This window comes from Halobacillus sp. H74, from assembly GCF_052246715.1.
In the GTDB taxonomy this organism is placed as follows: domain Bacteria; phylum Bacillota; class Bacilli; order Bacillales; family Halobacillaceae; genus Halobacillus; species Halobacillus litoralis_A.
Genome location: NZ_JBQQCI010000004.1, coordinates 429,327 through 455,556, shown reverse-complemented (window position 1 = coordinate 455,556; position 26,230 = coordinate 429,327). Strand labels below are relative to the sequence as shown.

Here is a 26,230-nt window from a genome sequence, read left to right as displayed (position 1 = left end):
TATCGAGATAGACCCAAGATTTGCTCTTTTTTAATTCCTAATTAAGTAGAAAAAAAGGTCGAATGTTTTTGTTTGACCTTCATTGACCTTAATTGTATGATAAATGTATTCCATCATATTAATTTGATGATAAGGAGGAACTTAAAATGAATTTAGTCCCTACAGTTATTGAACAAACGAATCGCGGAGAGCGCGCTTACGACATTTATTCCCGCTTACTTAAAGATCGGATTATTATGCTCGGAAGCCCAATCGATGATAACATCTCCAACTCTGTTGTCGCTCAATTGCTTTTCCTGGCAGCTGACGACCCAGATAAAGATATCTCATTATATATCAACTCACCAGGTGGATCCATAACTGCTGGTATGGCCATCTATGATACAATGCAATTCATAAAACCCAACGTATCTACTATCTGTACAGGTATGGCAGCTTCCATGGGTGCATTCTTGCTTAACGCCGGAGAACCCGGAAAACGTTATGCTCTTCCAAACAGTGAAGTAATGATTCACCAACCACTGGGCGGTACTCAAGGTCAGGCTTCAGATATTGAAATTCATGCTAAAAGAATTATCAAAATGCGCGAGAAACTGAACAAGATTCTTGCTGAGCGTACTGGTCAACCGATGGAAGTCATTGAGCGCGATACTGATCGTGACAACTTCATGTCAGCTCACGAAGCAGTAGACTATGGCTTGATCGATAAAGTTATGGAGAAAACATCTGATAAATAAGATGTAATTCCTACATCTCTTTAGCAATACTACAGAAAACCGCTGTGATTATTCACAGCGGTTTTTCTCTCTTATGAGAACGTTCCCTTAATCGAGAACGTTCATTAGTTCACATACATAACGTTAAGTTTCCTGCACGAAAGCAGACAAAACACGAATGGCTTCTTCCTCATCTGAACCGTCTGCAATCAGTTTGATATCCTCATCTGTACCAACAGCCAGGCTCATCAGCCCCATAATACTTTTAGCATTCACTCGCTTTTCTTCTTTTTCAATGAATATGTCTGCCGCGAATTTATTCGCCTCTTGCACAAACTGCGCAGCAGGTCTTGCTTGTAGCCCTGTTTCCAACTCAATTTTTACAGTACTTTCAATCACCAGTCATTCTCCTCTCTAGCTATATCTATCGTTTTTTGAAAGCGGATTCAATCTTACAAGGAAAAGAACGCTTTCTAACAATGAAAGCGTTTATAATTGTAGTTAATTATAGCATGAATCAGTGAAAGAAACATTAATTTCTTGTGTTTTCTATCACTTCGCCTCTTCTCACTTTATCAGCAAACTCATCAATCTTCCTTAAGCGATGGTTGATGCCGGATTTACTGATCGTGCCTCCAGAAACAAACTCACCAAGTTCTTTCAAAGAAACTTCCTGATGCTGTAACCTTAGCGCGGCTATTTCTTGAAGTTTATCAGGTAAAGCCTCCAGACCGACAGTTCGCTTTATGAATTTGATGTTCTCCACTTGCCGGAAAGCAGCCCCGATTGTCTTATTTAAATTAGCAGTTTCACAATTCACCAAACGATTAACAGAATTGCGCATATCCCTTACAATGCGGACGTCCTCAAATTTGAACAGTGCCTGATGCGCACCGATATTGCTGATTAATTCTGTAATCTTGTCTGCTTCTTTCAAGTAAGTTATATAACCTTTCTTTCTGTCCAATGTCCGAGCGTGCAGATCGAAGCGGTTCATAAGCTCGCACAACGCCTCGTTGTGTTCCTCATCAGAAGAATAAATCTCCAGATGGTAAGACGAAGTTTCTGGATTGTTGACCGATCCACCTGCCAAAAACGCTCCTCTTAGATAAGCACGTTTACAACATGTATCATTGAGGTATTTACCTGGAATGTCGTGGTTTATCGAAAGTGGTCCCTTAAGAATCCCCAGATCTTCCAACACCACTTTCGCCTTTTCGGTCATCCTGACGATATAGACATTGTTTTTCTTTAAACGCATTTTTTTCCTGACTAGCAATTCTACTGGATATGGATACAATTTTTTTGTTAACGTATAAATCCTTCTGGCAATCGCAGCATTTTCTGTCTGGACATCTAGAATATACTCACGATTTGATAAGGAAAAGGTTCCGTTCATCCTAACGAGTGCAGCTAGTTCAGATTCCATACAGCAAGTATCTGCTTCGACATTGGTCAATTCTTTTTTGATTTCAGATGCAAATGACATGGATGTCCACCCCCTTTTACCACCGAATACCCACTCACAACATAGAATACAATAGTCGGGCGAGTTTATCGGTGTCATGACGTAACATAGACTTACTACGGTCTATGATATCTTCTTCTATTACTTTCAATCCCATCGACCTGATCCGGTCGATATCATAAATGACAGGCTCTGCGTTTTCTTCTGCGTATGCCTTTCTAACTCCCTGGTCAATCGGTTGGTTATGCACGATTACTGATTGGAGGACACCTTCACCGATATGGTCATACAGAGCTTGAATATGGTCGGCAGCCGTATATCCTGAAGTTTCCCCTTCCTGTGTCATAACATTACATATATAAGTGACTTTCGCTTTTGTTTCCATAAGGGCTTGACCGATTTCAGGTATGATGATGTTCGGCAGAATACTTGTATACAGACTCCCGGGGGAAATCACGATCAAGTCAGCCGCTTTAATGGCTTCAACCGCTTCTGGCAAGGGTTGGATGGGGGTCGGACTTACAAATACTTTTTTGATTTTTTTATTCTGCTTAGGAATACTGGATTCCCCTGTCACGATCGTCCCATCTTCCATTTCTGCATGGAGACTCATGGAATGGTTAGCAATCGGATAGATATGACCACGCACATTCAAAACGCGGGAAATCTCTTTGATTCCCTTATAAAAATCCCCCGTCATCGAGGCCATAGCAGCAAGCAATAAGTTTCCCATCGAATGTCCGGACAAACCATTACCATTGGCAAAACGATGTTGAAACAGTTCCAACAGCATCGGTTCTGCATCTGACAATGCGGCCACGACATTACGTATGTCACCTGGAGCAGGAATCTCCATTTCGTTCCGCAAACGGCCTGAGCTTCCACCGTCGTCAGCTACCGTAACAATTGCTGATAGATCGATCGGTAAATTCTTGAGGCCACGCAGAAGTACAGGCATACCGGTACCACCACCTACGACAACGACATTTGGCTTGGTCCCATTATCCATCCGTTACAAACCCTTTCTTTTGTCTATATCTCTATGAGTCACGTGTGTGACATAGTCTGTTGAAAAATATTCTGATAAGTGTTCTGCTAAAGCGACAGATCGGTGCTGCCCGCCCGTGCACCCGATAGCTACGACGAGTTGGCTCTTTCCTTCTCGTTTATATTGAGGAAGCATAAATTGAAGGAGATCCTTCAGCTTTTCAAGAAACTTTTGGGTATCTGACCATTTGAATACGTACGAAGAAACTTCCGTATTCAATCCTGTCAACGGGCGCATATGTTCCACATAATGAGGATTAGGCAGGAAACGGACATCGAACATGAGATCCGCATCGATCGGCACTCCATACTTGAAACCGAAAGAAACCATTTGTACAGAAAATACTTGTTGTTCTTTTTGACGGTAATTTTCGATGATACGCTCTCGGAGTTCTTTAGGTTTTAGTGTAGTTGTGTCAATAATCGTTTGCGAGCGTCCCTTTAGTTCATCAAGCATTTTGCGCTCCCTGCGGATCCCATCAAGAGGAAGCCCTTCCTTAGCTAATGGGTGAGACCGTCTTGTTTCTTTGTAGCGCGAAACCAATGATTGATCTTCTGCATCCAAAAAGAGAATATGTTCTTGTATCCAATCTTCTTTTCCTAGTCGATCCAAAGAGTCGAACAAGGCATCAAAAAACTCTCTTCCTCTTAAATCCATCACTAAAGCGACATTTTGAATATTATTGGTGGAATCTTTCATCAGCTCCAGGAATTTCGGAAGCAAGGCAGGTGGGAGGTTATCGACACAAAAAAAACCGAGATCTTCAAAACTCTGAACAGCCACGGTTTTCCCTGCTCCTGACATCCCAGTAATAATTACTAATTGAGTTTCGTTGGCATCAACTTGCATCTTCAATCGCTCCTCACTACTCAGGTCGTGTCGGATCCAAATCTTGATCGATCAATCGGAAGTCCGTCGTATATACAAATGTCCCATATACTTGCTCGTCACTACTCAGGATGTGCTTGAAAATTTCCCGATCACCCTCCGCCATCGGTTTTTTGAGAACTTCATCTACAGGGACCCACTCTAATTCCCCTTCGTCACTCACTTCCAGCAATTCTCCAGAATAGGCTGTACTGTAAAACGTGAACATCATCCATTCTTGCGCTGTCTGCTCTTCCTCCCGCATGATGAATGTGAAGGAACCCTTTAATTCAGGATTCTGGATGGAAAGACCAGTTTCCTCTTTGAATTCGCGGCTGACTGAGTCTTTTATGTTTTCTCCTGGTTCCATTTTTCCACCAGGAGCTACGTACCAGCCTCGTCGTGGTTTTTTCAACATTAATACGTGTTCATTCACTCGTAATATACAATTTGCTACACGTTGCATCTATTCTGTCACCTCAATTTCTTTCTAGAGGACATCTCCCCTCATTATACAATGAATACACAGAACGCCACAATGATATGATGACTTCTATATATAGAGGCCATCAAAAAAGCGTAATTACCGTTGGAATAAGTCTAACTTAAAGTATTAGGGATGTTAGTGTGGGAATTTCCGGATCAGACTTTGTCGTCCTGATCACAACTATTAAAAGTTCCTCCACGAACAAAAGAGCAAGCCCCTTGTCGCCTCCTTCTGAAGCCGAACGATGCCGCCATCATGTAGTGGAAGGGACTTTTAGCTGGAGGTGGTATGTAGAATAACAAGATACCACGGCTGTTTTTCATATTCTGACCAAAAAAAGGCACAGGTGACAAGCACCTGTGCCTCATAGAGATTTATATCTATTAAAAGGGGGTCAATTATAATTCCATCTTAACAGGTGAATATTTCACAGGCATTACACCTGGATTAAGAAGCTGTATCTTTTAATTGACGACTTTCAATTCCTCTAAAAGATTCTCAATATAGTGCTGTGAGGATTGCGCTGCGATACTTCCATCACCAGTAGCGGTAACGATTTGGCGCAGTTCTTTTTCACGGATATCTCCAGCGGCGAACACGCCAGGTACTTTCGTTTCCATGTTTTCATCTGTTTCGATATAGCCTTGCTCATTCGTGATACCAAGACTTTCAAATGGTTCGCTTAACGGATTCATGCCGATATAAATGAAAGTTCCATTTGTTTGGAAATCATATTCTTCATCCGTTTTTTTGTTGTGAAGTGTCACACTTCCAACCTTTCCATCTTTCTCGTTGATGGTTTTGACGACAGTATCCCAAATGAAATCGATTTTTTCATTATCAAAAGCACGATCCTGCAGGATTTTCTGAGCACGCAGTTCGTCACGACGATGGACGATTGTCACTTTGCTGGCAAAACGTGTCAGGTAAACTCCTTCTTCAACTGCAGAGTCGCCACCACCAACGACAACTAATTCTTTATTACGGAAGAAAGCCCCATCACAAACTGCACAATAAGAGACTCCACGGCCACCAAGTTCTTTCTCGCCCTGAACGCCCAGTTCCTTATATTGAGCACCAGTAGTAATAATGACTGCTCTAGCTTTATATTCTTTATTTCCAGCTCTGACTGTCTTATATTCTTTTCCGTCAATGATCTCTTTTATATCTCCATACGCATATTCAGCACCGAATTTTTTCGCATGCTCGAACATTTTATTAGAAAGGTCCGGTCCTAGAATACTTTCAAAACCAGGATAGTTCTCAACATCTTCTGTGTTTGCCATCTGGCCACCAGGCACCCCACGTTCAATCATGAGTGTATCCAAGTTAGCACGAGAAGTGTAAACAGCAGCAGTCATCCCAGCAGGACCAGCACCTGCAATGATCACATCATAAATACGTTCTTCACTCATCCGTTATCAACTCCTTGATATTCCAATAATCTCAGTTGCTTTTTCCTGTACATATCATAGTAAATCATACGAAAACCGTCCATTAATGTGCTTGAAAGAAAAGTGGAAGTGCCTCGTTCAGCCTCGACAAGCATAAGACAAGCGTTATAGTGAAGTGTTGTTCCTTCACGGAAACGATTGACTTATGACCTCGAGAGGCTAGGCACTGCAACTAGACATAAAGCGAAATGTGGAGAGGGGCCGGGAGCCCTGACACGCATAAGCAAACCATTGCAGTGGAGGGGTTTCTCCACGGAAATGTTTTGCTTATGTCGCGAAGGGCTGCCCCTCGGAACTGGACACCGAAAAAAGAAAAGTGGAAGTGTCTCGTTCAGCCTCGACAAGCATAAGACAAGCGTTGGTCCTTCACGGAAACGATTGTCTTATGACCTCACTAAATGTGAGGAATAGCTTGATAAATGGCTCTTTCCAGCTCTTATTCCTCTTTCCAAGGTCCACCTTCTTGGCCCATCTTCGGATACTGCCTGCATCCTTTTTCCCAAAGTTGTAAAGCTTTTGAAGGGTTTCCGGTATGATAAACAGCGATACTGTACCATTTGTAGTAGACACGGCGGCGAGTGACTTGTTTATTCCGAAGCGAGCGGAATCGATCCACTGCTTCCTTATAAAAGCCACCTCTTGCCAAAGTCTCTGCTACCGCTAGTTTCTGCTGATCATGCATTGGAAATACATTACGGAGTCGTTCAATGTGAACAAGGGCTTGATCCGACATCCCCTTTTCCAATAAAAAAGTGGCTAAATTCACATGACTGTGGATGTTCCAGGGCTCTTCTTCCAGTTGATCCATCTCTAATTGAATAGCTTCTTCTTGGTCACCGTTCATGAATAAAGCAGAAGCATATTTATGTTTGGCCATTTTAAAATCCGGAAAAAGCTCCATCATTTCACGAAGAACATCGAGCGCTTCATCCCATTCTTCTTGTTCCAGATGGTAAAATGCTGTCTCTTGATAGATAAGGAGTTCGTCTTCATCGTCAAAGGCCCACTCATCTTCATCATCGTCTTCCTCAAGAGAATCAAGCATTTCCATCAACTGTTTTGCAGCTTCTTCAAACTCACCATCACCAGGTTGCTCCAAATATGTTTCTACATATTTTTTTGCATCACTAAGCAAGCCCAGGTGAGCGTAATTGTTCGCCATCAAATAATAGCAATCTACATATTCCTTACCAAAGTTCGCTAATACCTCGGTAAGTACCTGATTTGCGGCATGATAAGAACCAACTTCCGTGTACACTACAGAAAGTTGGCATTGGTATAATGGCTCATCGGGAGAGGCTTCGATCGCTTTCTTCAACCACTTGACAGCAGCACTGAAACGACGCTTTTGAAAAGCCTGAATCCCATGTGTAAAGTAAAAAGTTCCTGAAGGCAAAAATGGGATGATGTTCGTATCCTCTTGTGCTGCCGTTCCATTTAGTGATGTTGTCATGAGTGCCCCCCTATTTCCGTTTCAAATCTCACTAATTATGCAGTATAACATAGATGAGCTTCGAGAAATAGGAGGAAAATGTAATTCACTAAGAATGTCTCTTCTCTAAAACACGGAGTGCCTCATCGAAAGGAACTCCACGATCCGTCAAAATCATAAGCAGATGGAACAATAAATCAGCGGACTCCATGGCCAATTCTTCAGGGTCATCATTTTTAGCAGCAATGATCACTTCCCCCGCTTCTTCGCCGATTTTTTTGGCAATGCGGTCCACACCTTCCTGAAAAAGTTTCGAAGTGTAGGAGTCTTTTGGTAAAGTCGATTTTCTCTCTGCCAAAACATCCTGAAGCTGGTCAAGGATCTCATACCGATTTTCCTTTTGTTTATTTTCCGTAACGGTAAGCGACTCTGTAAAACAACTGTAGTCTCCTTTATGACATGCGGGGCCTGAGGGAACCACTTGAACAAGCAACGCATCCTGGTCACAGTCATAATGAATACCCGTCACCTTCTGGGTGTTCCCGGATGTTTCTCCTTTATGCCATAACTCCTGACGGGAACGGCTGTAAAAAACCGTTTCTTCCAGTTGCAATGTCTTTCTTAGGGATTCTTCACTCATGTATGCCAAAGTCAGGACAGATTTAGAGCGGGCGTCTTGAACAATTGCCGGCACTAAGCCCTGCTCATCAAATTTAATTCCATCTATATTCATCTTACAGGCACTCCTTTTTCCTTCAGATATGCTTTCACGTTATCCACTGAGGTTTCCTTATAGTGAAAAATCGAAGCTGCAAGGGCAGCATCTGCATCCACTTCGGTAAAAACTTCGTAAAAATGCTCACTTGAGCCAGCACCACCAGATGCGATGACAGGAACATTGATGACTTCCTGCACGGCTTGTAACAGTGGTAAATCGAAACCTGTTTTCTCCCCGTCTTGATTCATTGAAGTTAGAAGAATTTCTCCTGCCCCTAAGCGAACCGCTTCTTTCGCCCAATCTGTCACTGACCATTTGGTTGGAGTGCGTCCTCCATGGGTGTAGACACGCCAATTTTGTATTTCTTCATCATATCTGGCATCAATGGCCACTACGATACATTGACTGCCGAAATAATCTGCTCCTTCAGTAATGAGCGCGGGCGTTTGCACAGCTGAAGAATTGAGGGAGACCTTGTCCGCTCCATGCCGCAGTGTTTCTTTGATATCTTCAAGTGTGCGAATACCTCCACCTACAGTAAAAGGGATGGCCAGCTCAGAAGCTACAGATCGGACGACATCGATCATCGTTTTCTTTCCTTCATGACTCGCAGAAATATCAAGAAAAACAAGTTCATCCGCACCCTGCTGATCATAGACTTTGGCAAGCTCGACAGGATCACCGGCATCGCGGATATCCACAAACTGAATTCCTTTGACGACTCGTCCTTCTTTTACATCCAAGCAGGGAATGATTCTTTTGGATAGCATCAGTCCACCTCCACATCGAGTGCTTCTTTTAATGTGAACTGATTTGTATAAAGAGCTTTTCCGACTATGGAGCCAATGACATGACGATTGCTGAATTGCTTCAACTCTACTAAGTCACTCAGTCCCTTAATGCCTCCGGAAGCGATGACATCGACGCCTGTCCTTTCAGCTAAGCGGACGATTTCTTTTGTATTAGGTCCTGACAACATTCCATCTTTGGCAATATCCGTATAAATGAAAGTTTCCGCTCCGGCGTCTGCCAATTCTGATCCAAGCTCTGCAGCTTTGATATGGGATTGTTCAATCCATCCAGCAGTAGACACATATCCGTCTCGTGCATCTAACCCTATAACGATTCGATCACCATATTCAGCCAGCAGTTTTTTCGTCGTTTCAATATCACTTACAGCAAGCGAACCGATAATCACACGATCCACACCACGTTCTAAGTAGTAAAGGACATCCGCTTCTGAACGAATGCCTCCACCAATTTGTACGCGGCAGTCAAGCTCTTCAGCAACTCTCAACACATGTTCAGCATTTTGTCTGGATCCTTGCTTCGCCCCATCAAGGTCGACCATATGGATCCACTTCGCCCCAGTCTCCGCAAATTTTTCTGCCACTTCAAAAGGATTGTCTCCATACACTGTTTCCTTATTGAAATCGCCTTGTTCCAGTCGTACACATTTCCCATTTCGCATATCTATGGCTGGATAGATCGTAAAGGTCATCACTGAATACTCCTCACTGTTTACACAATACTTTACAAAAATTTTCTAATAATTGCATGCCAGCTCTTCCACTCTTTTCTGGGTGAAATTGACTGGCGACCAAATTTCCTTTCCCGATAATCGCAGGAACTTCTACATGATAATCCGACGTTGCATATAATATGGAAGGATCTTTCGTTTGAACGACAAAAGAATGGACAAAGTAGACATGATCCTCTTTGACTTCTTTAAGTAGAGGCTGTCCAGGCTGGTGTATGTTCAGCTGATTCCATCCCATATGAGGAACCTTATAGGAACTCCCCTCTTCATCCATCCCAGAAAAACGTGTGATTTCGCCTTTAAAAAGACCAAGCCCTTCTGTTTCTCCACCTTCATGACTCAAATCGAATAAAAGCTGCATTCCCAAACAGATGCCATACAAAGGTACACCATTTTCCACCTTTTCTTTGATGAAAGGAATGAATCCATGTGCCTCCAGAGCTTTCATGGCATCAGGAAAAGCGCCGACGCCGGGAAGAATGTAACCATCACAGTTTGCGAGATCGGCTGGACGGTTCCCGAGTACATAATCAACTTCCAACCTTTCCAATGCTTTAGAAACACTGAACAAATTCCCCATTCCGTAATCTATGATTCCTATCATTATAAACTTCCTTTCGTACTCGGCACTCCTTTTACACGCGGGTCGATGGTGGTCGCTTCATCCAGAGCACGTGCCAGTGCTTTGAACATCGCCTCAATGATATGGTGAGTGTTTTGGCCATGATGAAGTACGATATGTAAGTTCATACGGGCTTCAACAGCCAGTTTCCAGAAAAATTCATGAACATTTTCCGTATCGAAAGTGCCGACGTGGTCTTTCGGTAATTCTGCTCTCCATTCAAGGTGTGGGCGGTCACTCAAATCAACAGCAACCGTCACAAGGGTTTCGTCCATAGGCAATGTCATGGAGCCGTACCGCTTCATCCCATGTTTATCTCCGGCTGCTTCTCGCAAAGCCTGCCCAAGACAAATTCCTATATCTTCTGTCAGGTGATGATCGTCGACTTCCACATCCCCTTGACCTGAAACAGTAAGGTTGAACAGGCCATGTTTTGTAAAAAGCTCAAGCATATGAGCAAGGAAAGGAACCTGTACATCCAAGTCGGCTTTCCCTTCTCCGTCAATGGAAAAATCCAGATGAATGTTCGTTTCTCTTGTCTTTCGTTCAATAATCGCTGATCTTGTTTCTGTCATTTCCAGCGCTCCTTTCTCGATTCTACTGCTCGTGCGTGTGCTTCCAAGCCTTCCAGGCGGGCGAACCGTGCTATTTTATCTGCATTCGTTTGCAATGCTTCACGACTGTAAGAGATGACGCTCGATTTTTTCACAAAATCATCAACAGTCAAAGGGCTGGAAAAACGCGCCGTTCCGTTTGTCGGAAGAACATGATTCGGTCCAGCAAAATAATCGCCGACAGGCTCACTGCTGTATGGTCCTAAGAAGATGGCCCCTGCATGCTTGATTTTCCCTAAGTGTTGGAAAGGATCAGACGTTATGATTTCTAAATGTTCTGGCGCAATGTCGTTGACCGTCTCTATTGCTTCGTCCCATGTGTCACAAACGATAATCATCCCATAGTCTTCCACACTTTGTCTGGCAATATCTGCCCTCGGAAGGTCCTCTAGCTGGTGATGAACTTCTGTTTGTACTCTCTCAGCCAAAACCTGGCTGGCTGTAACGAGGACACTGGATGAACGGGCATCGTGCTCTGCTTGAGACAGTAAATCTGCAGCAATTTCCGGCGCTTTGCCCGTCTCATCTGCCAAAATAGTGATCTCACTCGGACCAGCAATCATGTCTATATCCACATCCCCGAAAACTTCGCGTTTTGCAAGAGCGACAAAAACATTTCCTGGTCCTGTGATCTTATCGACAGAAGAAATCGTTTCCGTACCATAGGCAAGTGCAGCAATTGCTTGGGCTCCTCCAACTTTATACACATTTTCCACCCCTAAAATATGAGCAGCAAGCAGGACACCGTCTGGTATTTTTCCGTCTTCTCCCGGAGGCGTGACCATTACGATTTTCTCCACTCCAGCCACTTGAGCAGGAATTACATTCATAAACACAGAGGATGGATAAGTGGCCGTCCCCCCTGGCACATAAACACCAACGGCATCCAGTGGTGTGATTTTTTGGCCTAAAATCGTACCGTCAGGGGAAGTATCAAACCATGAATGCGAGATTTGTTTTTCGTGGAAAGTACGGATATTATCTGCAGCTTCCTGCAAAATTTCAACAAACTCTCCGTCCATAGCTTCATAAGCTTTCTCAAATTCTTCTCTCGTTACCTGGAGGGAATCGAGTGCCGTTTTATCAAAACGCTCTGTATATTCTTTCACAGCACGATCGCCGTGCAGTTTGACCTGCTCAATGATACTCTGCACAGATTTCCGTTGTGCTTCCGTTCCTTGATCTACACTACGCTTCAAAGACACAAGGTCCGATTTAGAAATGATTTTCATCGGCGATTCCCCTCCATAACAGCGCTCAAGTTTGTTACCATCTGTTCGATCTCTTTGCTTTTCATGCGGTAACTGACTGGATTGACGATTAAACGGGAAGTGATTTCTGTAATTTTTTCATATTCGACTAATCCATTTTCCTTCAGTGTACGTCCCGTTGAAACGATATCGACAATACGATCAGCCAATCCGATCAATGGCGCCAGCTCAATCGAACCGTTAAGTGGGATGATTTCGATTTGCTCCCCTTGTTCCCTGAAATAGTCTGAAGCTACTCTGGGATATTTGGTAGCGATTTTGGGAGCAATCCGGCTTAGTGGCTGTCCCGGTAAACCTGCGACTGCGACATAACACGGACTGATTTTCAAATCGAGCACTTCATAAACGTCACGGTCCTGTTCAAGCAGGACATCTTTTCCAGCAATTCCAAGATCAGCGGCACCATACTCGACATAAGTGACGACATCCATAGGCTTTGCCATCATGACCCGGATGTTCTGTTCAGGGAACTCTAAAATCAACTTTCTTGATTCTTCTAAATCAGCTCCTAAGTCATAGCCCGCCTGCTTCATGAGTTCAGCAGCCTCTTCGTAAATGCGTCCCTTCGGCATGGCAATCGTCAAAGGTTTACTCATTGCTTGCACCCCCACTTTTCGTGAAATCGATGGTTTCCGCCAACGCTTGCTGAAAAGCTTGGACATCAGGAATTTGGTCTACATGCTGAAGCAGAACAGCGTAGCCTTTTTGACGTTTGCTTTTGGATTCTGCAATCCCTTTGGTATAACTATCATCATCCACAATGATTCCGATTCGTCTTTCTTCATCTTCTTGTTCATGCAACGCTTCGACAAGACGCTCCAAATGAATCGCAAACCCAGTCGCTGAAGTATTCAATTGGAAGGATGGGAGCAATGTATCGTAACGACCTCCATTGCAAAGAAGCGCGCCAATATGAGGAGCATCCCCTTCAAAAAGAACCCCTGTATAATAATCCATGTGGCTGATCAAATTCAAATCAAAATAAACATATTTCTCCACGTCGTATTGTTGTAACAAACGGAAAAGCTGCTTCAATTCATTCACAGCCTGCATGCACGATTGGTTACGAGCAAGAGATCGACTGGAATCAAAGACCTCCGTGCCCCCTTTAAGGGTGAGTAATTGCAGCAAAGTTTCTTGTTTATCCTCACTGACAGCAAGGCTTTTGACAGTTTCGCGGTAACCGACGTAGTTCTTGCGATATAAGTGATTCAACAATGTATCGATCGTACCTTGATCATCCCCGAGCCATTCATTAAAAAAGGCTTTCACGTATCCGATATGCCCGACAGTAATGACAAAGTCGTCTAACCCTGTCTGTTTCAATGATTCAACAAGGAGAGCAATGACTTCAGCATCTCCATACGAAGAATGGTCTCCGATCAACTCAGTACCTACTTGTTCAAACTGAGCCGGTTTCCCACCTTCCGTCTGCTGAGCCCGGAATACAGGACCGTCATAGGCAAGACGCAAAGGAAATTCAGAGTTCTTCAGTTGAGAAGCTGCGACTCTTGCAATCGGTGCCGTCATATCTGGTCTCAAGACAAGTGTGTGGCCTTGCTGGTCCAACAACTTGAATAATTGCTGATCCATCGTCGCACTCACTTTCCCTACCGTTTCGTGATACTCCATAATAGGCGTATCCATAAATGAGTACCCGTAAGATAGAATGGCATCAGATAATTTTCTCCGTGCTTTTGATTTTTGTTTATAAAAAAAAGGAAGCGTGTCTCGCATTCCCAATGGTTTTTCGAACATCAACCGTTTAACCAATGATACCCATCCTTTCACAACAAAATCCTTTAGTATGCTAATATGCTAACAAAATAAAGATATAGCGTCAATCATCGCATCTCCATCTTTTATTCCCCTCTTTATCATAGCAGAAACCGCGAGCGGGCATTCTAATTCTTTGGTATATGCGAAACGGGGCATAAGGAAGCGGCTTGATTTTCCATTAAAAAATATAAAGAGGCTGGGACAAAACGATAACTGCCACTGGAAAAGACGAACAATAGGGTAGAATGGATTAATTGGAGTGTAGGCAACTGCGGGAACAGCACGAGGCGAAGACCCCGGAATAAAGCGGTCTTTGCTTTCTGAGGAGGCTGAGGCCGTGCCCGCGGAAAGCGAAGTATGTTGCCGGAGCGGCGTATGCATTTATTGCTTCATAAAGAAAACCCGAACGAATTCGTTCGGGTTTTCTAGCGAAAAAATTCTTTTTTCCCAGCCTCTTTCACATTATTACGTTGTCACCTTGCTTTCATTTAAGATATCGTCCGCATAAGAAAGGACGAGCGGCTTTTCTGAAGGAGCTTCTTCTGTAAACAATTGTCTCACAAACAGTTCTGCCACTTTCTGGTTCCTGCCACCTGATCCTCCCATTTCTAAAGCAACTGTCGCTTCATAAATCTTTGCCATTTTTTCCGCCAGAGTTTTACTATAATAAGTTTGGGCATCTTGAGGCATGGTCAGGACGTCCTGCACGTATGACGTGAATTCATGGACAGCCTTCTGAACCCGTGATACTTCTTCACTCAAGTTATTTACACACTCGAGTCTTTCAATCATGCTATTAGTAAAAAGATCATGAGCTTGGAATTTATTCAAAAGGCGCAGCACTTCTAAACCGAGGATATTTGCTGTTCCTTCCCATACTGTCAGAACTTGAGCATCCCTGAGTAACCTTGGTGTAACGAAGTCTTCGATATAACCATTTCCTCCGTGCAATTCAATGGCTTCATGGGTGAAATTCACCGCTTGTTCGGCCGTTTCTTTCTTCATAATTGCAATGCGCAGCCGGTTCAAGACTTGCTCCGATGAAGTCACTTGTTCTGGAGTGTGAGACACCTGCTCAAAATGATCGATTACATCAAAGACCACCCGTGTTTCCACTTCCTGTTTGACCGTCATTTTCACCAGCGTATCTTTCACCATCGGATATTGAATCAGCGCTTTTCCAAAAGCATTCCTTTTTGCTGCATAATCGACCGCTTCATTTAACGATCGCCTCATGATACCAATCGATGCAACTGCATTACAGACCCTGGATAAATTCAATGCTTCCATCATGTAATAAAATCCGCGATCTGCTTCTCCAACGAGGTATGCTTTCGCACCGTGAAACTCAACTTCTGCTGAAGGAACGGCCCGGACGCCCAGTTTGTCTTTCAAGCGGCGGATCTGGATACCGTTCAAACTTTCATCTTTATTCCTCCATGGCACTAGAAAAAGACTGAGCCCCTTGGTCCCTTCAGGAGCACCTTCTTTTCTTGCCAGTACCATAGCGACACCGCAAGCCCCCGCATTACTGGCGAAATACTTCTCTCCATACAAACGATGGTGACCGTTTTCGTACACAGCTTTCACTTCATTAGCTCCTACATCAGAACCACCTTGTCGTTCTGTTAAAAAAGTAGCCCCTTCAAAGAGCTCGACCTCTCCCGTTGATAGAACGTGAGGAAGGAACGCTTCTTTTAGTTCTTCGCTCGCATAATGGTCAATCAAGTATGCTGTCGCCATCGTCAGCGTCACCGGGCAATAGAAACCAGGCTCTGCTTGGGACAACAGATAACCTTGAGCAAAAGAATACGTATAATCCCCTTTTCGGCCTAATTCTGGAATTTCTTTATGAAGATAGCCGACAATTCCGGTGCCATAGGTCTCTTTTATCGTTTGCTTATATCCCTCATTCAGCCAGACTTCGGAAATGTCATCACCCATTTTGCCATATTTGATCAATCTAGGCTGACCTTCACGATCTGTGTGTGCAGCCCGTTCATCAATGTCACTCGCACACTTCGCTCCGAATTGAGAGAGTTTTGAATCTGCCCATTCAGCGAATGGTGCATTCCATTTATCTTTAAGGAGCTCTTGAAGGTTCTGATCTCTTACGTAAAAGTTCATACTTCTCCTCCTATACTTGACGGGCTTGCTTCCGCAAATGATGTTTCAAAAGCTTCCCTGTCACATTTCGAGGGAGTTCCTCCAGTTCCTCGTAAAGCTTGGGAATCTTATAATCTGCCAATTGTGTCTCTAAATAGGAGCGACATTCTTTTTCAATATCTGAAATTTGTCCATTTTGAATGACAAAGGCTTTTACCGTTTCGCCCCAATCCGGATGAGGAACGCCAATTACAGCAGCGTCTTCAATATGAGGGTGTTGTAACAGCGCTGTTTCGATTTCGCGCGGGTAAACGTTGACACCACCTGATATGACCGTGTCTTTTTTCCTGTCGATCACCCATAGATAACCGTCCTCATCCACCATCCCCATATCACCAGTCAAAAGCCAGTCACCCATGAACGTGTCCTCCGTCTTTTTCTCATCCTTATAATAGCTTTTCATGATCCCTTCCCCTTTAAGGGCGATTTCACCTGTGCGACCTGCCACCACCTCATTGCCTTGCTCATCAATAACGCGGAATTCACAATGGAGGGCGGCACGTTTCCCCACACTTCCTGCCTTCTCATCATGTTCCTTAGGAAGCAGCAAGGTGCCACTTGGCCCTGCTTCCGTCAGGCCATATAAACAGCAAAGACTATCTGTATTAAATTGTTCCCTTACAAACTCTACTTCTGTTTTCGATAGGGGAGCCCCACCGTATGTCCAATATTTCACCCAGCTTAAGTCCGTATCTGTCACTTTAGGATGTTTAGCTGCCATCAAGTAAGCGACAGGTGCACCGAAAAAGTGTGACACCCTTTCTTTAGCTACGAGGTCGAGCATTAAATCAGGAGTGAATGTAGAAGCAAGGATGTGGGTAGCTCCGACAAATGTTCCTCCTGCTAAAAACAAGTGCAGCGGTGCGGAATGACTCAGCGGCATGATATGAAGCATCCGGCTAGAAGGTTTCATTTCCAGTTCTACTGCCATCATAGAAGAAACAGTCAAAATGTTTTTGTGCGTGAAAACGACCCCTTTAGGATCACCGGTCGTTCCAGATGTGTACAAAATTGAGGCTTCTTCGTCTTCATGGGCATCATTGACCAGCTCTGTTGCTACTTCTTTTTCCATAATCTCTGAGAAAGAGTGCCATGGCTGCTTCGGAGCTCCTGTTTTAACGAACGTTCCGTATTTTTCATCAGCCAGCTGGCTCACTTGGTCAAACAAAAGCTCATGAGTCAAAAATACCGTCGCATCACTATGGTCATATATATAAGATACTTCGTTAGCTACTAGTCTTGCATTAACTGGAACCGCAATCGCACCTAAACGATGGACAGCGAAATAACTGATCACAAATTCTTTTGTATTCGGCATATGGATGATCACCTTTTCACCATCCTGGACACCTAAGCGACTCAACGCTCTTGCAAACTGATTGACCTTGTCATTCCATTCTCGATAAGTCAATCGTTCTTCAAGGGTGACGATTCCCTCTTTTTCCGGATACTTTCGGGATTGATAAGCTAACAGCTCAGAAAGATTCATCGCGCATCTCCTCTCCGTTCTTCTAATTCTTCTTCGAATTTCATCAACCATTGTTTCATTTCAGCCTTCAAATGCTCCAACTCCTGGATACGTACATCTACCTCCCTCATTTTGTCTTTTCCATAGCTCAATGTGCGCTCAAGCTGTCTGACCCCTGAAGGATCCTGATCGAATAGGTGAATCATCTCTTTAATTTCATCCAGTTGAAACCCATATTTTTTACCGCGGAAAACCAGACCTAGCCGAGTCAGGTCTTTTGACGAGAATGAACGTCGACCAGCAGAAGTACGCTCAGGATGAATCAAACCAAGCTCCTCATAATACCGGATGGTTCGCAGTGTCACCTGAAATTGATCTGCCACTTGTTGGATTGTAAAAGAATGTGTCATCCGATCCCCTCGCATTGAACGAATATTCTAACAATTAAACTATACCATTTACGTTAACGTAAAGTTCAACTATAAAATATTGGAAAATTCCATTCATTCATAATGGTCCATGATCTCGACTATTTCATTAAATAAAAAAAGCCTTTCAGAGAGGTATTCTCTGAAAGGACGATTACTGATCCCGTGATTGCAGTAAAAATATGAAGGCAAGCAGTGAAGCCGGAATATGTTCACGGATTTCCCATTCCACTAAATATCCCGGCATCTGCTCGAAGCGCTCAGCAACTTCTCTTGGAATTGCCCCACGTTTGATCATAGCCCATACCCTGCCGTCTTGATCTTTGATGGAGAAGTGACCAATGTATCCGTCACCTTCACAACTCCAGCGACACTGGTCTGCTTCAATATAGCGGGTAATACGTTGGCCTGTAGTCTTATTTTTTGTATCTTTCGTATAAGCTACATAAAAGCCTTCCCGGTTTTGGACATAACCTCTCCAGGAAAACCCGCCTTTTTTTTCGATTTGATATAATGCATGGTTGTTCCTATCTTTCAAAATAAAATCAGCAGAACGAACGTTTTCGAAAAAATTGACAAACTGAATGCCTCACAGGAGCTTATTTTTAACACCGGCTATTTCTTGAATTCCTCCATAAAGATCACCATCCATATCAAATAGTCCTGCCTGATAGGACTTCTTCGGCTTATTCCCGACATACATACGCGCAGGGACCTTTTCAAGGATCAGTGATACCTCATCTTCCATAAAATCTGTATCCGTCTGCCGCGATTTTTTCAAGTCAAGGTAACCCGTACGCAAAAGACTTAGTCCAGATGTCGTAAAAATAGCGGAATAAAAAAGGGAAATGAGGAGGCTGCTTATTGTTACCGTAATCACCCCGATGATAAAAACTAGGGCGATCATTGATAGAACACTGCCTGCAATCATCTGCCTTCTTGCATCTTGATAGATTAATGTTTGCACATGGGTCATTTCGCCCCCCCTAACAAGGTGAAAATACTGGTAAATCTTTCATATCCGTTATTAATTTTATCATAAGGCGATAAAAAACGAATAGATTACTTGCTTTTTTTGTATCAAATCTCTCTATAGGCTGGAATTTGGTCCACGAAAAAAACTCTCCCTCAAAAAGAGGAAGAGTTTCTCACTATTATCATACATATTCGATTGGTTTGACAGCTTCTTCTAATAAGCGTTCAAGTTGATTGATATAATCTTGTTTTTGTTGTTCCGTGTAACTCAATTCCTTAGCCATATAATCGATGACCGGAGCTTTATGCTTTCTAACCCAATTAATATTGAAGAAAAGCGCTGCCGTTCGACGGACGAAGAAATCAACCGGTTTGACTGTCATCTCATGTTCCATCGCATAAACGAGCTGAGCAAAAACGGCTGGATCGATTTGCGCTTGATTTGCTTCTTGCTGGCGCTTTTGATAATTGTGGAAGACCACATCGACATTCGATCCATACAGGCGGATCAGCTTTTCAGCCTCCTCTTTACTGAGACCGATGGATTCACCCATTCGGGTACGCTCTTCTTTGAATTTCTTGAATCCTTGCGATCCTCCCACATTACCACCGGAAATCGGCATGCGTTTTGTTTCTGAATCAGAGTAGCGAATTCCGTATTCCTCCATCAGTTGGTCACGGACAAGATCAACAGCTGTTTGAGCCATCTTACGGTAACCTGTCAACTTACCACCAGCCATGGAAATCAAACCAGAATCCGAAATGAACATTTCATCTTTACGAGAGATCTCAGAAGGATCTTTGCCTTCTTCATGAACTAATGGACGTAAACCTGCCCAGCTGGATTCGACGTCGTTTTCTGAAACCTCTACGGTAGGGAACATCGTCTTCATCGCATTTAAAATATACTCCCGATCTTCTTCCCTCATCGTCGGATGAGCGATATCCTCTTTTTCCTCATAAGTCGTATCTGTCGTTCCTATATACGTTTTACCATCTCTAGGAATCGCAAAAATCATCCGACCATCCGGGCTGTCGAAGTAGATAGCTTGTTTGAGCGGAAACTTCGATTGGTCGAAAACAAGGTGAACCCCTTTGGTAAGCTGCAATGTTTTCCCTTTTTTCGAACCATCGATTTCACGTAGTTCATCGACCCATGGACCACCGGCATTAATAACTTTCTTCGCCTTCACATGGTATTGCTCGCCCGTTACGGTATCTTCGATTTTTGCACCTACGATCGATCCATTTTCATCATAGATGAAGTCGACGACTTTAGCATAGTTGGAAGAGCAGGCACCATAATCAACCGCCTTCTTCATGACTTCAAGCGTAAGGCGTGCATCATCTGTTTTATACTCGACATAGTATCCTGCACCTTTAAGACCCTCTTTCTTTATGAGAGGTTCGCGCTCTAGTGCTTCTTCAGCACTCATCATTGAACGGCGTTCGGATTTTTTCACACCAGCAAGATAATCATATACGCGCAACCCTATGTTCGTTGAAAATGGGCCGAAGTTTCCTCCCTCATGGAAAGGAAGCATCATCCACTCTGGTGTCGTCACATGTGGGCCATTTTCATAAACGATTTCACGTTCCTTGCCGACTTCAGCCACCATTTTAACTTCGAACTGTTTCAAATATCTTAATCCACCGTGCACAAGTTTCGTGGATCGGCTGGAAGTCCCGGCTGCGTAGTCCTGCATCTCAACGACAGCTGTTTTCAGGCCGCGGCTGGCAGCGTCCAGAGCGATACCAGATCCAGTAATCCCCCCACCGATGACTAGGACGTCCCAATCTTCTTGAGCCATTCGGTCAAATTGTTCTTGTCTTTCGTAACTAGAAAATGATTGCATACGATCTCTCCTTCTTCCGTTGTCTTCTTTTTAATGGTCTGATACGGTTATTCCCTAAATGGAGGGTATTTATGTGTAAAATTGCTTATTCAAGCGAAACAATTCTAAAAAAAGAGACCACGAATCTCTTTATACCGCAGCATAAAGGTTCGTGGTCTCTCCGTATCTCCGACCGTTGCCATTAACTTATGCCCCAATTATATCAAATTGAGGGGGCGTGTCAAAGCATTAATCTTCCTGTTTGAATACTCTTGTAGCTTCCACCGCTTTCTGCCAACCTTTATAAAGCTTCTTACTTTTCTCTTCTTTCATAGATGGATCGAATTCCCGTTCCATTTTCCATTGATTTTCAATTGCCTTACGATCTTCCCAGAACCCGACGGCTAATCCTGCAAGATACGCAGCACCAAGTGCAGTCGTTTCATTCACTTCTGGACGCTCGACTGTAACATCAAGGAGATCACTTTGGAACTGCATCAGCAAATTATTTTTTACTGCTCCGCCATCAACACGAAGTTTTTTCAATTCAATATCAGAATCCTCGACCATCGCATCGACAACATCCTTGGTTTGGTAAGCCAGAGATTCAAGGGTTGCCCGGACGAAGTGCGCCCGCTTCGTACCGCGAGTCAATCCGAAGACAGCTCCGCGAGCTTCGCTGTCCCAATACGGTGTGCCCAGTCCTACAAACGCAGGGACGACATACACACCTTCCGTCGAAGATACTTCTCCAGCCACCTCTTCACTTTGAGGCGAGGTCTCGATCATATTAAGTCCGTCACGGAGCCACTGTATGGCAGAACCTGATACGAAGATACTGCCTTCGAGGGCGTACTCGACTTTACCATCAAGCCCCCATGCGAGGGTCGTCAATAAGCCGTTCTCTGATTTTACGGCTTCTTCACCCGTGTTCATAAGCATGAAACCACCAGTTCCATACGTATTTTTGGCCATTCCCTTTTCAAAACAAGCTTGTCCGAAGAGAGCGGCTTGCTGATCCCCTGCTATTCCTGCAATCGGCACTTTCTTACCGAAAAAGTGATAATCGACAGTATGGGCATAAACTTCAGAGGACTGCTTCACTTCAGGAAGCATGCTCTTCGGTACATCAAGGATTTCAAGAAGCTCATCGTCCCATTTAAGGTCGAAAATATTATACATCAGCGTGCGGGATGCATTAGAATAATCGGTCACATGGGCTTGCTTTCCTGAAAGCTTGTAGATCAACCATGTATCGATCGTTCCGAACATCAAATCGCCTTTTTCAGCTTTTTCGCGCGCCCCATCAACATTGTCCAAAATCCATTTCACCTTTGTGCCTGCGAAATATGGATCCAGCAATAAACCTGTCTTATCACGGAATGTATCCTCGTATCCCTGTTCCTTCAGTTCATTACAAATGCTTTGCGTTTGACGTGATTGCCAAACAACGGCTTTATATATAGGCTTACCTGTGTTCTTATCCCAAACGACAGTCGTTTCACGCTGATTGGTAATTCCGATACCTGCCACTTGATCCGCTTCGATGTCAGCTCTTCTAAGTACATCCGCAATACATGCAAGCACAGAGGTCCAAATTTCGTTGGCATCATGTTCCACCCAGCCTGGTTTTTGAAAATATTGTTCAAATTCCTTCTGACCTGTTTCTACGATTTCCCCATCGTGGTTGAACAAAATCGCTCTTGAACTTGTCGTACCCTGGTCAATAGATAAAATGTATTTTCCCATTATTCCACTCCTTCTTCAGTTTGATAAACTTTCTTAAGTTCCACTCTCATCGAAGAAAGCATAATTGCTAAAATGATTAAAGTTCCAATCCAGAACCATACATTGGCATTACCCTTGAAAATCGCCTGATAAAACAAGCCGCCATAAACTCCACCGATAGCTGGACCAACCACAGGAATCCATGCGTAACCCCAGTCAGATCCTCCTTTACCTGGAATCGGCAGAACAGCGTGAGCTATCCTCGGTCCAAGGTCACGGGCAGGGTTAATCGCATAGCCCGTTGTAGAACCAAGCGACATCCCGATTGCAACAATTAATAAGCCGACAATCAAGGGATTGAGACCATCTGTAAAATCATTCGCCCCTATGAAAAGGATTCCCATAACCAATACGAATGTTCCAATGATTTCACTCACTAAGTTAGAAATCGGGCTACGTATAGCTGGGTCTGTACAAAAGATGGACTTCATAGCCATCTGGTCTTCTGTATCTTTCCAGTGCGGAAGGTAATGAAAGAATACAATCGTCGCACCTATAAATGCTCCGATTGTCTGTGCAAAGATATACATCGGCACTTTCTCCCAGGCAAAGTCACCGACAGTCGCTAATCCGAGGGTCACTGCCGGGTTAATATGAGCACCTGTCACTTGACCGACAGCATAAACCCCCATAGCAACGGCAAGGCCCCAGGCAATAGTGATGAGTACCCAGCTTCCTTCTGCTTTAGTCGCTTTCAGATTGGCTCCGGCGATTACTCCGGCCCCGAAAATGATGAGAATCATCGTTCCAATCAGTTCACCCATAAATTCAGTCATGATGCGATCTCCTCTCTGCATTCCACAATTGACGAACAAAAACCACACAATGATCAGCAGTCTCTAATCATTGTGTGGATCCGTCAGCCTCATTCACGAAAGGTGATTATGTATTCTCGTTGTTAAAGCGCCACAAATCAGATCGTGAAGTAGAGACTGCGGCAGCTCCTGAAGCAAGGGCTTGATCAACCTCTGCATCTGTCCGGATCAATCCTCCGGCAATGACAGGAACTCCTACACGGTCCTTTATCTCTTCTATCATACCCGGTAATATGCCAGGTAAAACTTCAACGAAATCCGGCTTTGTCTTTTGGATGATCTTCACGTTATGTTCAATGGCCTGACTGTCTATTAAAAACAACCGCTGCACTGAAAGGAGATTGTATTTCTTCGCCTGGTGAATCACATGGGCTCTCGTCGAAATGACTCCATCAGGTTTCACCACCTGCCCAAGGTATTCCATCCCGTATTCATCTGCCTTCAGGCCCTGGATCAAATCGACATGAATGAAGATTTTCTTTCCGGCTTTTTGGCCAACTTTTACAAGTTTTCTCAAGAGTCCTAAGCGGCTTTCCAAAAGGATGATATAATCTGTCTCACTATCCAACAATGCCTCAAACTCTTTTATCTTCTTCACGGCGGGCAAAATTGACTGGCTCAACGTCACAAGCTTCCACCCTTTCCCTGATGCATTCTCCGCTCTTCCATCTGTTCTTTCGTATAAATCACCTGCATTGGATTGCCACCTACAAAAGCCCCCGGCGGGACATTCTTATGCACGAGTGTCCCCGCCGATACTACAGCTTTTTCTCCGATAGTCACTCCAGGTAAAATCGTCGAATTGGCACCGATCAATACCTCATCCCCAATGATGACATCGCCAAGGCGGAATTCCTCAATCAAATATTCATGAGCGAGAATCGTTGTATTATATCCGATCACGGCATTGCGTCCGACTTTGATTTTCTCCGGAAACATGATGTCGACCATGACCATGAGCGCAAAGGCGGTCTGATCCCCGACTTTCATGTGGAGAAAGGTACGGTATAACCAGTTTTTCATGGCTAGGAATGGTGTATAGCGAGCCAGTTGGATGATGACGAAGTTTTTGACCACTTTGAAAAACGGCACCGTCTTATAAATGTGCCATAAGGAATTAGCTCCCTTTACTGGATAGCGCTCCGTTTTTCTCATAAGGTCATCCCCCTGTAATTTCTACTAGCTCACTCATATGTGTCAGCATATAATCAGGTTTAAGATTATCCAACACTTCTCTGCCTTTGATCGTCCAAGCGACACCGGCAGTTTTCGTTCCTGCATTTTGACCTGCTTCAATATCGTGAGTATTGTCTCCGACCATCAATGCTTCCGATGCTTGGGAATCAAGATGACTCAACGCCTTGACGATAGGTTCCGGATGTGGCTTTGCATTCTTTACATCATCAAGTGTAATCACTGTTTCAAACAGCCCGTCCAGCCCTGTCAGTTCCAAGCCCATCTGCACCGTGTTACGCATTTTCGTTGTCACGATCCCAAGTCGGTAGCCTTGCTTTTTCAAAGTTTTGATCGTTTCAACGACACCGTCATATGCTTTAACATAACTGTTATGGTTCTCGATGTTATGTTTACGGTAAGTTACAATCATCTCTTCCACTTTCGCCGGATTCACTTTACTCAAGCTATCCCTCAAAGGAGGACCGATAAAATCGAGTATTTCCTTCCGCTCATATGGTCTGTCGGAATATTGCTCAATCGTATGTGTGAAGGAAGCGATGATCAATTCATTGGTATCAATCAACGTCCCGTCTAAATCAAAGAGAATGGTACGTATGCTCATTAGATGTATCCTTTCTTTTCTGTTGTAGTCTATTCCAAATGAAACCGACGGCTGCTGTCAATGCGACTGCCGTCAATAATCGGATGAGAAGAAGCGGCCAAACCGGAATACCGAGCGGGATGAAAATAAGTGTATCCTCAACGACAGCATGACAAGAAACGAGAAAAAGCAATGCTAAGTACATGTCCTTTTTCGAAACTCCATCTTCTTCTACCGCTTGAATCATCAAACCAGCCCCGTAAGCAAGGCCGATGGTCAGTCCGGCCACTAATGTCATCGAAGTGTTACGCTCCATACCGAGAAATTTCGTCGCCGGCGCAACCCACTCAGAAAAACGGTCCAACCATCCTTTTTCCCGCAAATACTGCATGAAAATCATCAAAGGGATAACAATCAAGGCAAGCTGGATTATCCCCATGAAAGCCGTCTGCAAACCTTGGAAGATGATCTCAGTCCATCCTTCAGGATCTGCCGTTTTCTCTGGAGTGAACCCATACTTAGCGGTTTCTCCTCCACCTTTCCAAAAGAAATTGATGGCTGCCGCCGATATGAAAGCAAGGCTTAAACGAACCCCTGCAACAAACCACCAGCTGACCCCGACTTTTTTGGCCACCGTCGACTCTATCAGCAAGTTGTGGGAAAAAGACATCATAATCGCTAAAATGAAAACTTCCTTTACAGTAAACTCAAAGGATATTATCGCCGCGATACCTGCATAAAGGTTCAAAAAATTACCGAGAACAAGAGGAACAGCTGCTTCTCCAGATAGACCAAGCCACCCCATCATCGGTTCCAGCCGCTCCATCACCCAGGGCAAAATCGGCGTGAATTGTAAGATGGTTACGATCAATGTCACTGGAAAAATGACCTTCCCAAGCGTCCATGTGAGATCGACCCCTTTTTTGATTCCTCTTTGTAATATGCCCTTCATGATACATGCT

General features: G+C 43.9%; 28 protein-coding genes. 1 reads left to right on the top strand and 27 read right to left on the bottom strand.

Going from position 1 to position 26,230, the window contains the following annotated elements; genetic code table 11:
• Nucleotides 1–146 precede the first annotated feature (146 nt).
• Nucleotides 147–737 (top strand): ATP-dependent Clp endopeptidase proteolytic subunit ClpP, encoded by a 591-nt coding sequence (clpP, locus tag ACTWPX_RS11480; RefSeq protein ID WP_128526032.1) that lies wholly within the window; start codon nt 147–149, stop codon nt 735–737.
• 123 nt (nt 738–860) lie between these two features.
• On the opposite strand, the gene ACTWPX_RS11475 is transcribed toward clpP, so the two are convergent.
• From ACTWPX_RS11475 to ACTWPX_RS11345, 27 genes are all read right to left on the bottom strand, one after another.
• A complete protein-coding gene (locus tag ACTWPX_RS11475; protein ID WP_128526031.1) occupies nt 861–1,115 on the bottom strand; it encodes an HPr family phosphocarrier protein in 255 nt (84 codons plus the stop codon).
• A gap of 133 nt (nt 1,116–1,248) precedes the next feature.
• Entirely contained in the window at nt 1,249–2,205 is a 957-nt protein-coding gene (gene whiA, locus ACTWPX_RS11470; protein WP_443119884.1) for a DNA-binding protein WhiA, read from the bottom strand.
• 34 nt (nt 2,206–2,239) lie between these two features.
• The gene (locus ACTWPX_RS11465; RefSeq protein WP_128526029.1) at nt 2,240–3,193 is read right to left on the bottom strand and encodes a gluconeogenesis factor YvcK family protein; all 954 of its coding nucleotides are present in this window, start codon (nt 3,191–3,193) and stop codon (nt 2,240–2,242) included.
• Between the two features lie 3 nt (nt 3,194–3,196).
• On the bottom strand, nt 3,197–4,081 hold the full coding sequence (rapZ, locus tag ACTWPX_RS11460; RefSeq protein WP_128526028.1) for an RNase adapter RapZ: 885 nt from the start codon (nt 4,079–4,081) through the stop codon (nt 3,197–3,199).
• A gap of 16 nt (nt 4,082–4,097) precedes the next feature.
• Complete coding sequence (locus ACTWPX_RS11455; RefSeq protein ID WP_443119883.1) at nt 4,098–4,565, bottom strand: 8-oxo-dGTP diphosphatase; 468 nt, start codon at nt 4,563–4,565, stop codon at nt 4,098–4,100.
• Between the two features lie 485 nt (nt 4,566–5,050).
• Nucleotides 5,051–6,001, bottom strand: a complete 951-nt coding sequence (gene trxB, locus ACTWPX_RS11450) for a thioredoxin-disulfide reductase (protein ID WP_443119882.1) — start codon at nt 5,999–6,001, stop codon at nt 5,051–5,053.
• 475 nt (nt 6,002–6,476) lie between these two features.
• Nucleotides 6,477–7,493, bottom strand: coding sequence for a tetratricopeptide repeat protein (locus tag ACTWPX_RS11445; protein ID WP_443119881.1), 1,017 nt, complete (start codon nt 7,491–7,493; stop codon nt 6,477–6,479).
• 88 nt (nt 7,494–7,581) lie between these two features.
• Complete coding sequence (gene hisIE / locus ACTWPX_RS11440; protein WP_443119880.1) at nt 7,582–8,205, bottom strand: bifunctional phosphoribosyl-AMP cyclohydrolase/phosphoribosyl-ATP diphosphatase HisIE; 624 nt, start codon at nt 8,203–8,205, stop codon at nt 7,582–7,584.
• Nucleotides 8,202–8,960 (bottom strand): imidazole glycerol phosphate synthase subunit HisF, encoded by a 759-nt coding sequence (hisF, locus tag ACTWPX_RS11435; protein WP_443119879.1) that lies wholly within the window; start codon nt 8,958–8,960, stop codon nt 8,202–8,204. The genes hisIE and hisF overlap by 4 nt, the downstream gene beginning before the upstream one ends.
• Nucleotides 8,960–9,691 (bottom strand): 1-(5-phosphoribosyl)-5-[(5-phosphoribosylamino)methylideneamino]imidazole-4-carboxamide isomerase, encoded by a 732-nt coding sequence (hisA, locus tag ACTWPX_RS11430; RefSeq protein ID WP_443119878.1) that lies wholly within the window; start codon nt 9,689–9,691, stop codon nt 8,960–8,962. The genes hisF and hisA overlap by 1 nt, the downstream gene beginning before the upstream one ends.
• A gap of 13 nt (nt 9,692–9,704) precedes the next feature.
• A complete protein-coding gene (hisH, locus tag ACTWPX_RS11425; protein ID WP_443119877.1) occupies nt 9,705–10,334 on the bottom strand; it encodes an imidazole glycerol phosphate synthase subunit HisH in 630 nt (209 codons plus the stop codon).
• Entirely contained in the window at nt 10,334–10,927 is a 594-nt protein-coding gene (hisB, locus tag ACTWPX_RS11420; RefSeq protein ID WP_443119876.1) for an imidazoleglycerol-phosphate dehydratase HisB, read from the bottom strand. Before hisB ends, hisH begins: the two co-directional genes overlap by 1 nt.
• Nucleotides 10,924–12,198: a histidinol dehydrogenase gene (gene hisD / locus ACTWPX_RS11415; RefSeq protein WP_443119875.1), complete on the bottom strand. Its 1,275-nt coding sequence runs from the start codon at nt 12,196–12,198 to the stop codon at nt 10,924–10,926. The genes hisB and hisD overlap by 4 nt, the downstream gene beginning before the upstream one ends.
• Nucleotides 12,195–12,833 (bottom strand): ATP phosphoribosyltransferase, encoded by a 639-nt coding sequence (hisG, locus tag ACTWPX_RS11410; protein ID WP_128526018.1) that lies wholly within the window; start codon nt 12,831–12,833, stop codon nt 12,195–12,197. Before hisG ends, hisD begins: the two co-directional genes overlap by 4 nt.
• Entirely contained in the window at nt 12,826–14,010 is a 1,185-nt protein-coding gene (locus ACTWPX_RS11405; RefSeq protein ID WP_443119874.1) for an ATP phosphoribosyltransferase regulatory subunit, read from the bottom strand. The genes hisG and ACTWPX_RS11405 overlap by 8 nt, the downstream gene beginning before the upstream one ends.
• A 471-nt stretch (nt 14,011–14,481) precedes the next feature.
• Nucleotides 14,482–16,143: an acyl-CoA dehydrogenase family protein gene (locus ACTWPX_RS11400; RefSeq protein ID WP_443119873.1), complete on the bottom strand. Its 1,662-nt coding sequence runs from the start codon at nt 16,141–16,143 to the stop codon at nt 14,482–14,484.
• Nucleotides 16,144–16,153: 10 nt separating this feature from the next.
• Nucleotides 16,154–17,671: a class I adenylate-forming enzyme family protein gene (locus ACTWPX_RS11395; RefSeq protein WP_443119872.1), complete on the bottom strand. Its 1,518-nt coding sequence runs from the start codon at nt 17,669–17,671 to the stop codon at nt 16,154–16,156.
• Nucleotides 17,668–18,060, bottom strand: a complete 393-nt coding sequence (locus ACTWPX_RS11390) for a MerR family transcriptional regulator (RefSeq protein ID WP_443119871.1) — start codon at nt 18,058–18,060, stop codon at nt 17,668–17,670. Before ACTWPX_RS11390 ends, ACTWPX_RS11395 begins: the two co-directional genes overlap by 4 nt.
• A gap of 172 nt (nt 18,061–18,232) precedes the next feature.
• Complete coding sequence (locus ACTWPX_RS11385) at nt 18,233–18,616, bottom strand: hypothetical protein (protein ID WP_443119870.1); 384 nt, start codon at nt 18,614–18,616, stop codon at nt 18,233–18,235.
• Nucleotides 18,617–18,667: 51 nt separating this feature from the next.
• The gene (locus tag ACTWPX_RS11380; protein WP_443119869.1) at nt 18,668–19,054 is read right to left on the bottom strand and encodes a hypothetical protein; all 387 of its coding nucleotides are present in this window, start codon (nt 19,052–19,054) and stop codon (nt 18,668–18,670) included.
• Between the two features lie 181 nt (nt 19,055–19,235).
• The gene (locus ACTWPX_RS11375) at nt 19,236–20,909 is read right to left on the bottom strand and encodes a glycerol-3-phosphate dehydrogenase/oxidase (protein ID WP_443119868.1); all 1,674 of its coding nucleotides are present in this window, start codon (nt 20,907–20,909) and stop codon (nt 19,236–19,238) included.
• Nucleotides 20,910–21,137: 228 nt separating this feature from the next.
• On the bottom strand, nt 21,138–22,637 hold the full coding sequence (gene glpK / locus ACTWPX_RS11370; protein ID WP_443119867.1) for a glycerol kinase GlpK: 1,500 nt from the start codon (nt 22,635–22,637) through the stop codon (nt 21,138–21,140).
• Nucleotides 22,637–23,452, bottom strand: coding sequence for an MIP/aquaporin family protein (locus tag ACTWPX_RS11365; RefSeq protein ID WP_443119866.1), 816 nt, complete (start codon nt 23,450–23,452; stop codon nt 22,637–22,639). The genes glpK and ACTWPX_RS11365 overlap by 1 nt, the downstream gene beginning before the upstream one ends.
• Before the next feature lie 106 nt (nt 23,453–23,558).
• Nucleotides 23,559–24,119: a glycerol-3-phosphate responsive antiterminator gene (locus tag ACTWPX_RS11360; RefSeq protein ID WP_128526009.1), complete on the bottom strand. Its 561-nt coding sequence runs from the start codon at nt 24,117–24,119 to the stop codon at nt 23,559–23,561.
• On the bottom strand, nt 24,116–24,646 hold the full coding sequence (locus tag ACTWPX_RS11355) for an acyltransferase (RefSeq protein ID WP_443119865.1): 531 nt from the start codon (nt 24,644–24,646) through the stop codon (nt 24,116–24,118). The genes ACTWPX_RS11360 and ACTWPX_RS11355 overlap by 4 nt, the downstream gene beginning before the upstream one ends.
• Before the next feature lie 4 nt (nt 24,647–24,650).
• Nucleotides 24,651–25,289, bottom strand: coding sequence for a pyrophosphatase PpaX (ppaX, locus tag ACTWPX_RS11350; RefSeq protein WP_443119864.1), 639 nt, complete (start codon nt 25,287–25,289; stop codon nt 24,651–24,653).
• Nucleotides 25,264–26,220: a nucleoside recognition domain-containing protein gene (locus ACTWPX_RS11345; protein WP_443119863.1), complete on the bottom strand. Its 957-nt coding sequence runs from the start codon at nt 26,218–26,220 to the stop codon at nt 25,264–25,266. The genes ppaX and ACTWPX_RS11345 overlap by 26 nt, the downstream gene beginning before the upstream one ends.
• Between the last annotated feature and the right edge of the window lie 10 nt (nt 26,221–26,230).

Bases quoted from the DNA above. Each gene is read 5' to 3' on its own strand.
- ppaX (WP_443119864.1), bottom strand. From the start codon at position 25,289: ATGAGCATACGTACCATTCTCTTTGATTTAGACGGGACGTTGATTGAT.
- hisH (WP_443119877.1), bottom strand. From the start codon at position 10,334: ATGATAGGAATCATAGATTACGGAATGGGGAATTTGTTCAGTGTTTCT.
- hisA (WP_443119878.1), bottom strand. From the start codon at position 9,691: ATGACCTTTACGATCTATCCAGCCATAGATATGCGAAATGGGAAATGT.
- ACTWPX_RS11355 (WP_443119865.1), bottom strand. From the start codon at position 24,646: ATGAGAAAAACGGAGCGCTATCCAGTAAAGGGAGCTAATTCCTTATGG.
- ACTWPX_RS11345 (WP_443119863.1), bottom strand. From the start codon at position 26,220: ATGAAGGGCATATTACAAAGAGGAATCAAAAAAGGGGTCGATCTCACA.
- ACTWPX_RS11465 (WP_128526029.1), bottom strand. From the start codon at position 3,193: ATGGATAATGGGACCAAGCCAAATGTCGTTGTCGTAGGTGGTGGTACC.
- ACTWPX_RS11455 (WP_443119883.1), bottom strand. From the start codon at position 4,565: ATGCAACGTGTAGCAAATTGTATATTACGAGTGAATGAACACGTATTA.
- hisD (WP_443119875.1), bottom strand. From the start codon at position 12,198: ATGAAAATCATTTCTAAATCGGACCTTGTGTCTTTGAAGCGTAGTGTA.
- hisIE (WP_443119880.1), bottom strand. From the start codon at position 8,205: ATGAATATAGATGGAATTAAATTTGATGAGCAGGGCTTAGTGCCGGCA.
- whiA (WP_443119884.1), bottom strand. From the start codon at position 2,205: ATGTCATTTGCATCTGAAATCAAAAAAGAATTGACCAATGTCGAAGCA.
- ACTWPX_RS11375 (WP_443119868.1), bottom strand. From the start codon at position 20,909: ATGCAATCATTTTCTAGTTACGAAAGACAAGAACAATTTGACCGAATG.
- rapZ (WP_128526028.1), bottom strand. From the start codon at position 4,081: ATGCAAGTTGATGCCAACGAAACTCAATTAGTAATTATTACTGGGATG.
- ACTWPX_RS11445 (WP_443119881.1), bottom strand. From the start codon at position 7,493: ATGACAACATCACTAAATGGAACGGCAGCACAAGAGGATACGAACATC.
- ACTWPX_RS11400 (WP_443119873.1), bottom strand. From the start codon at position 16,143: ATGAACTTTTACGTAAGAGATCAGAACCTTCAAGAGCTCCTTAAAGAT.
- hisG (WP_128526018.1), bottom strand. From the start codon at position 12,833: ATGAGTAAACCTTTGACGATTGCCATGCCGAAGGGACGCATTTACGAA.
- ACTWPX_RS11365 (WP_443119866.1), bottom strand. From the start codon at position 23,452: ATGACTGAATTTATGGGTGAACTGATTGGAACGATGATTCTCATCATT.
- hisB (WP_443119876.1), bottom strand. From the start codon at position 10,927: ATGACAGAAACAAGATCAGCGATTATTGAACGAAAGACAAGAGAAACG.
- glpK (WP_443119867.1), bottom strand. From the start codon at position 22,637: ATGGGAAAATACATTTTATCTATTGACCAGGGTACGACAAGTTCAAGA.
- trxB (WP_443119882.1), bottom strand. From the start codon at position 6,001: ATGAGTGAAGAACGTATTTATGATGTGATCATTGCAGGTGCTGGTCCT.
- clpP (WP_128526032.1), top strand. From the start codon at position 147: ATGAATTTAGTCCCTACAGTTATTGAACAAACGAATCGCGGAGAGCGC.
- ACTWPX_RS11390 (WP_443119871.1), bottom strand. From the start codon at position 18,060: ATGACACATTCTTTTACAATCCAACAAGTGGCAGATCAATTTCAGGTG.
- ACTWPX_RS11395 (WP_443119872.1), bottom strand. From the start codon at position 17,671: ATGAATCTTTCTGAGCTGTTAGCTTATCAATCCCGAAAGTATCCGGAA.
- hisF (WP_443119879.1), bottom strand. From the start codon at position 8,960: ATGCTATCCAAAAGAATCATTCCCTGCTTGGATGTAAAAGAAGGACGA.
- ACTWPX_RS11380 (WP_443119869.1), bottom strand. From the start codon at position 19,054: ATGACCCATGTGCAAACATTAATCTATCAAGATGCAAGAAGGCAGATG.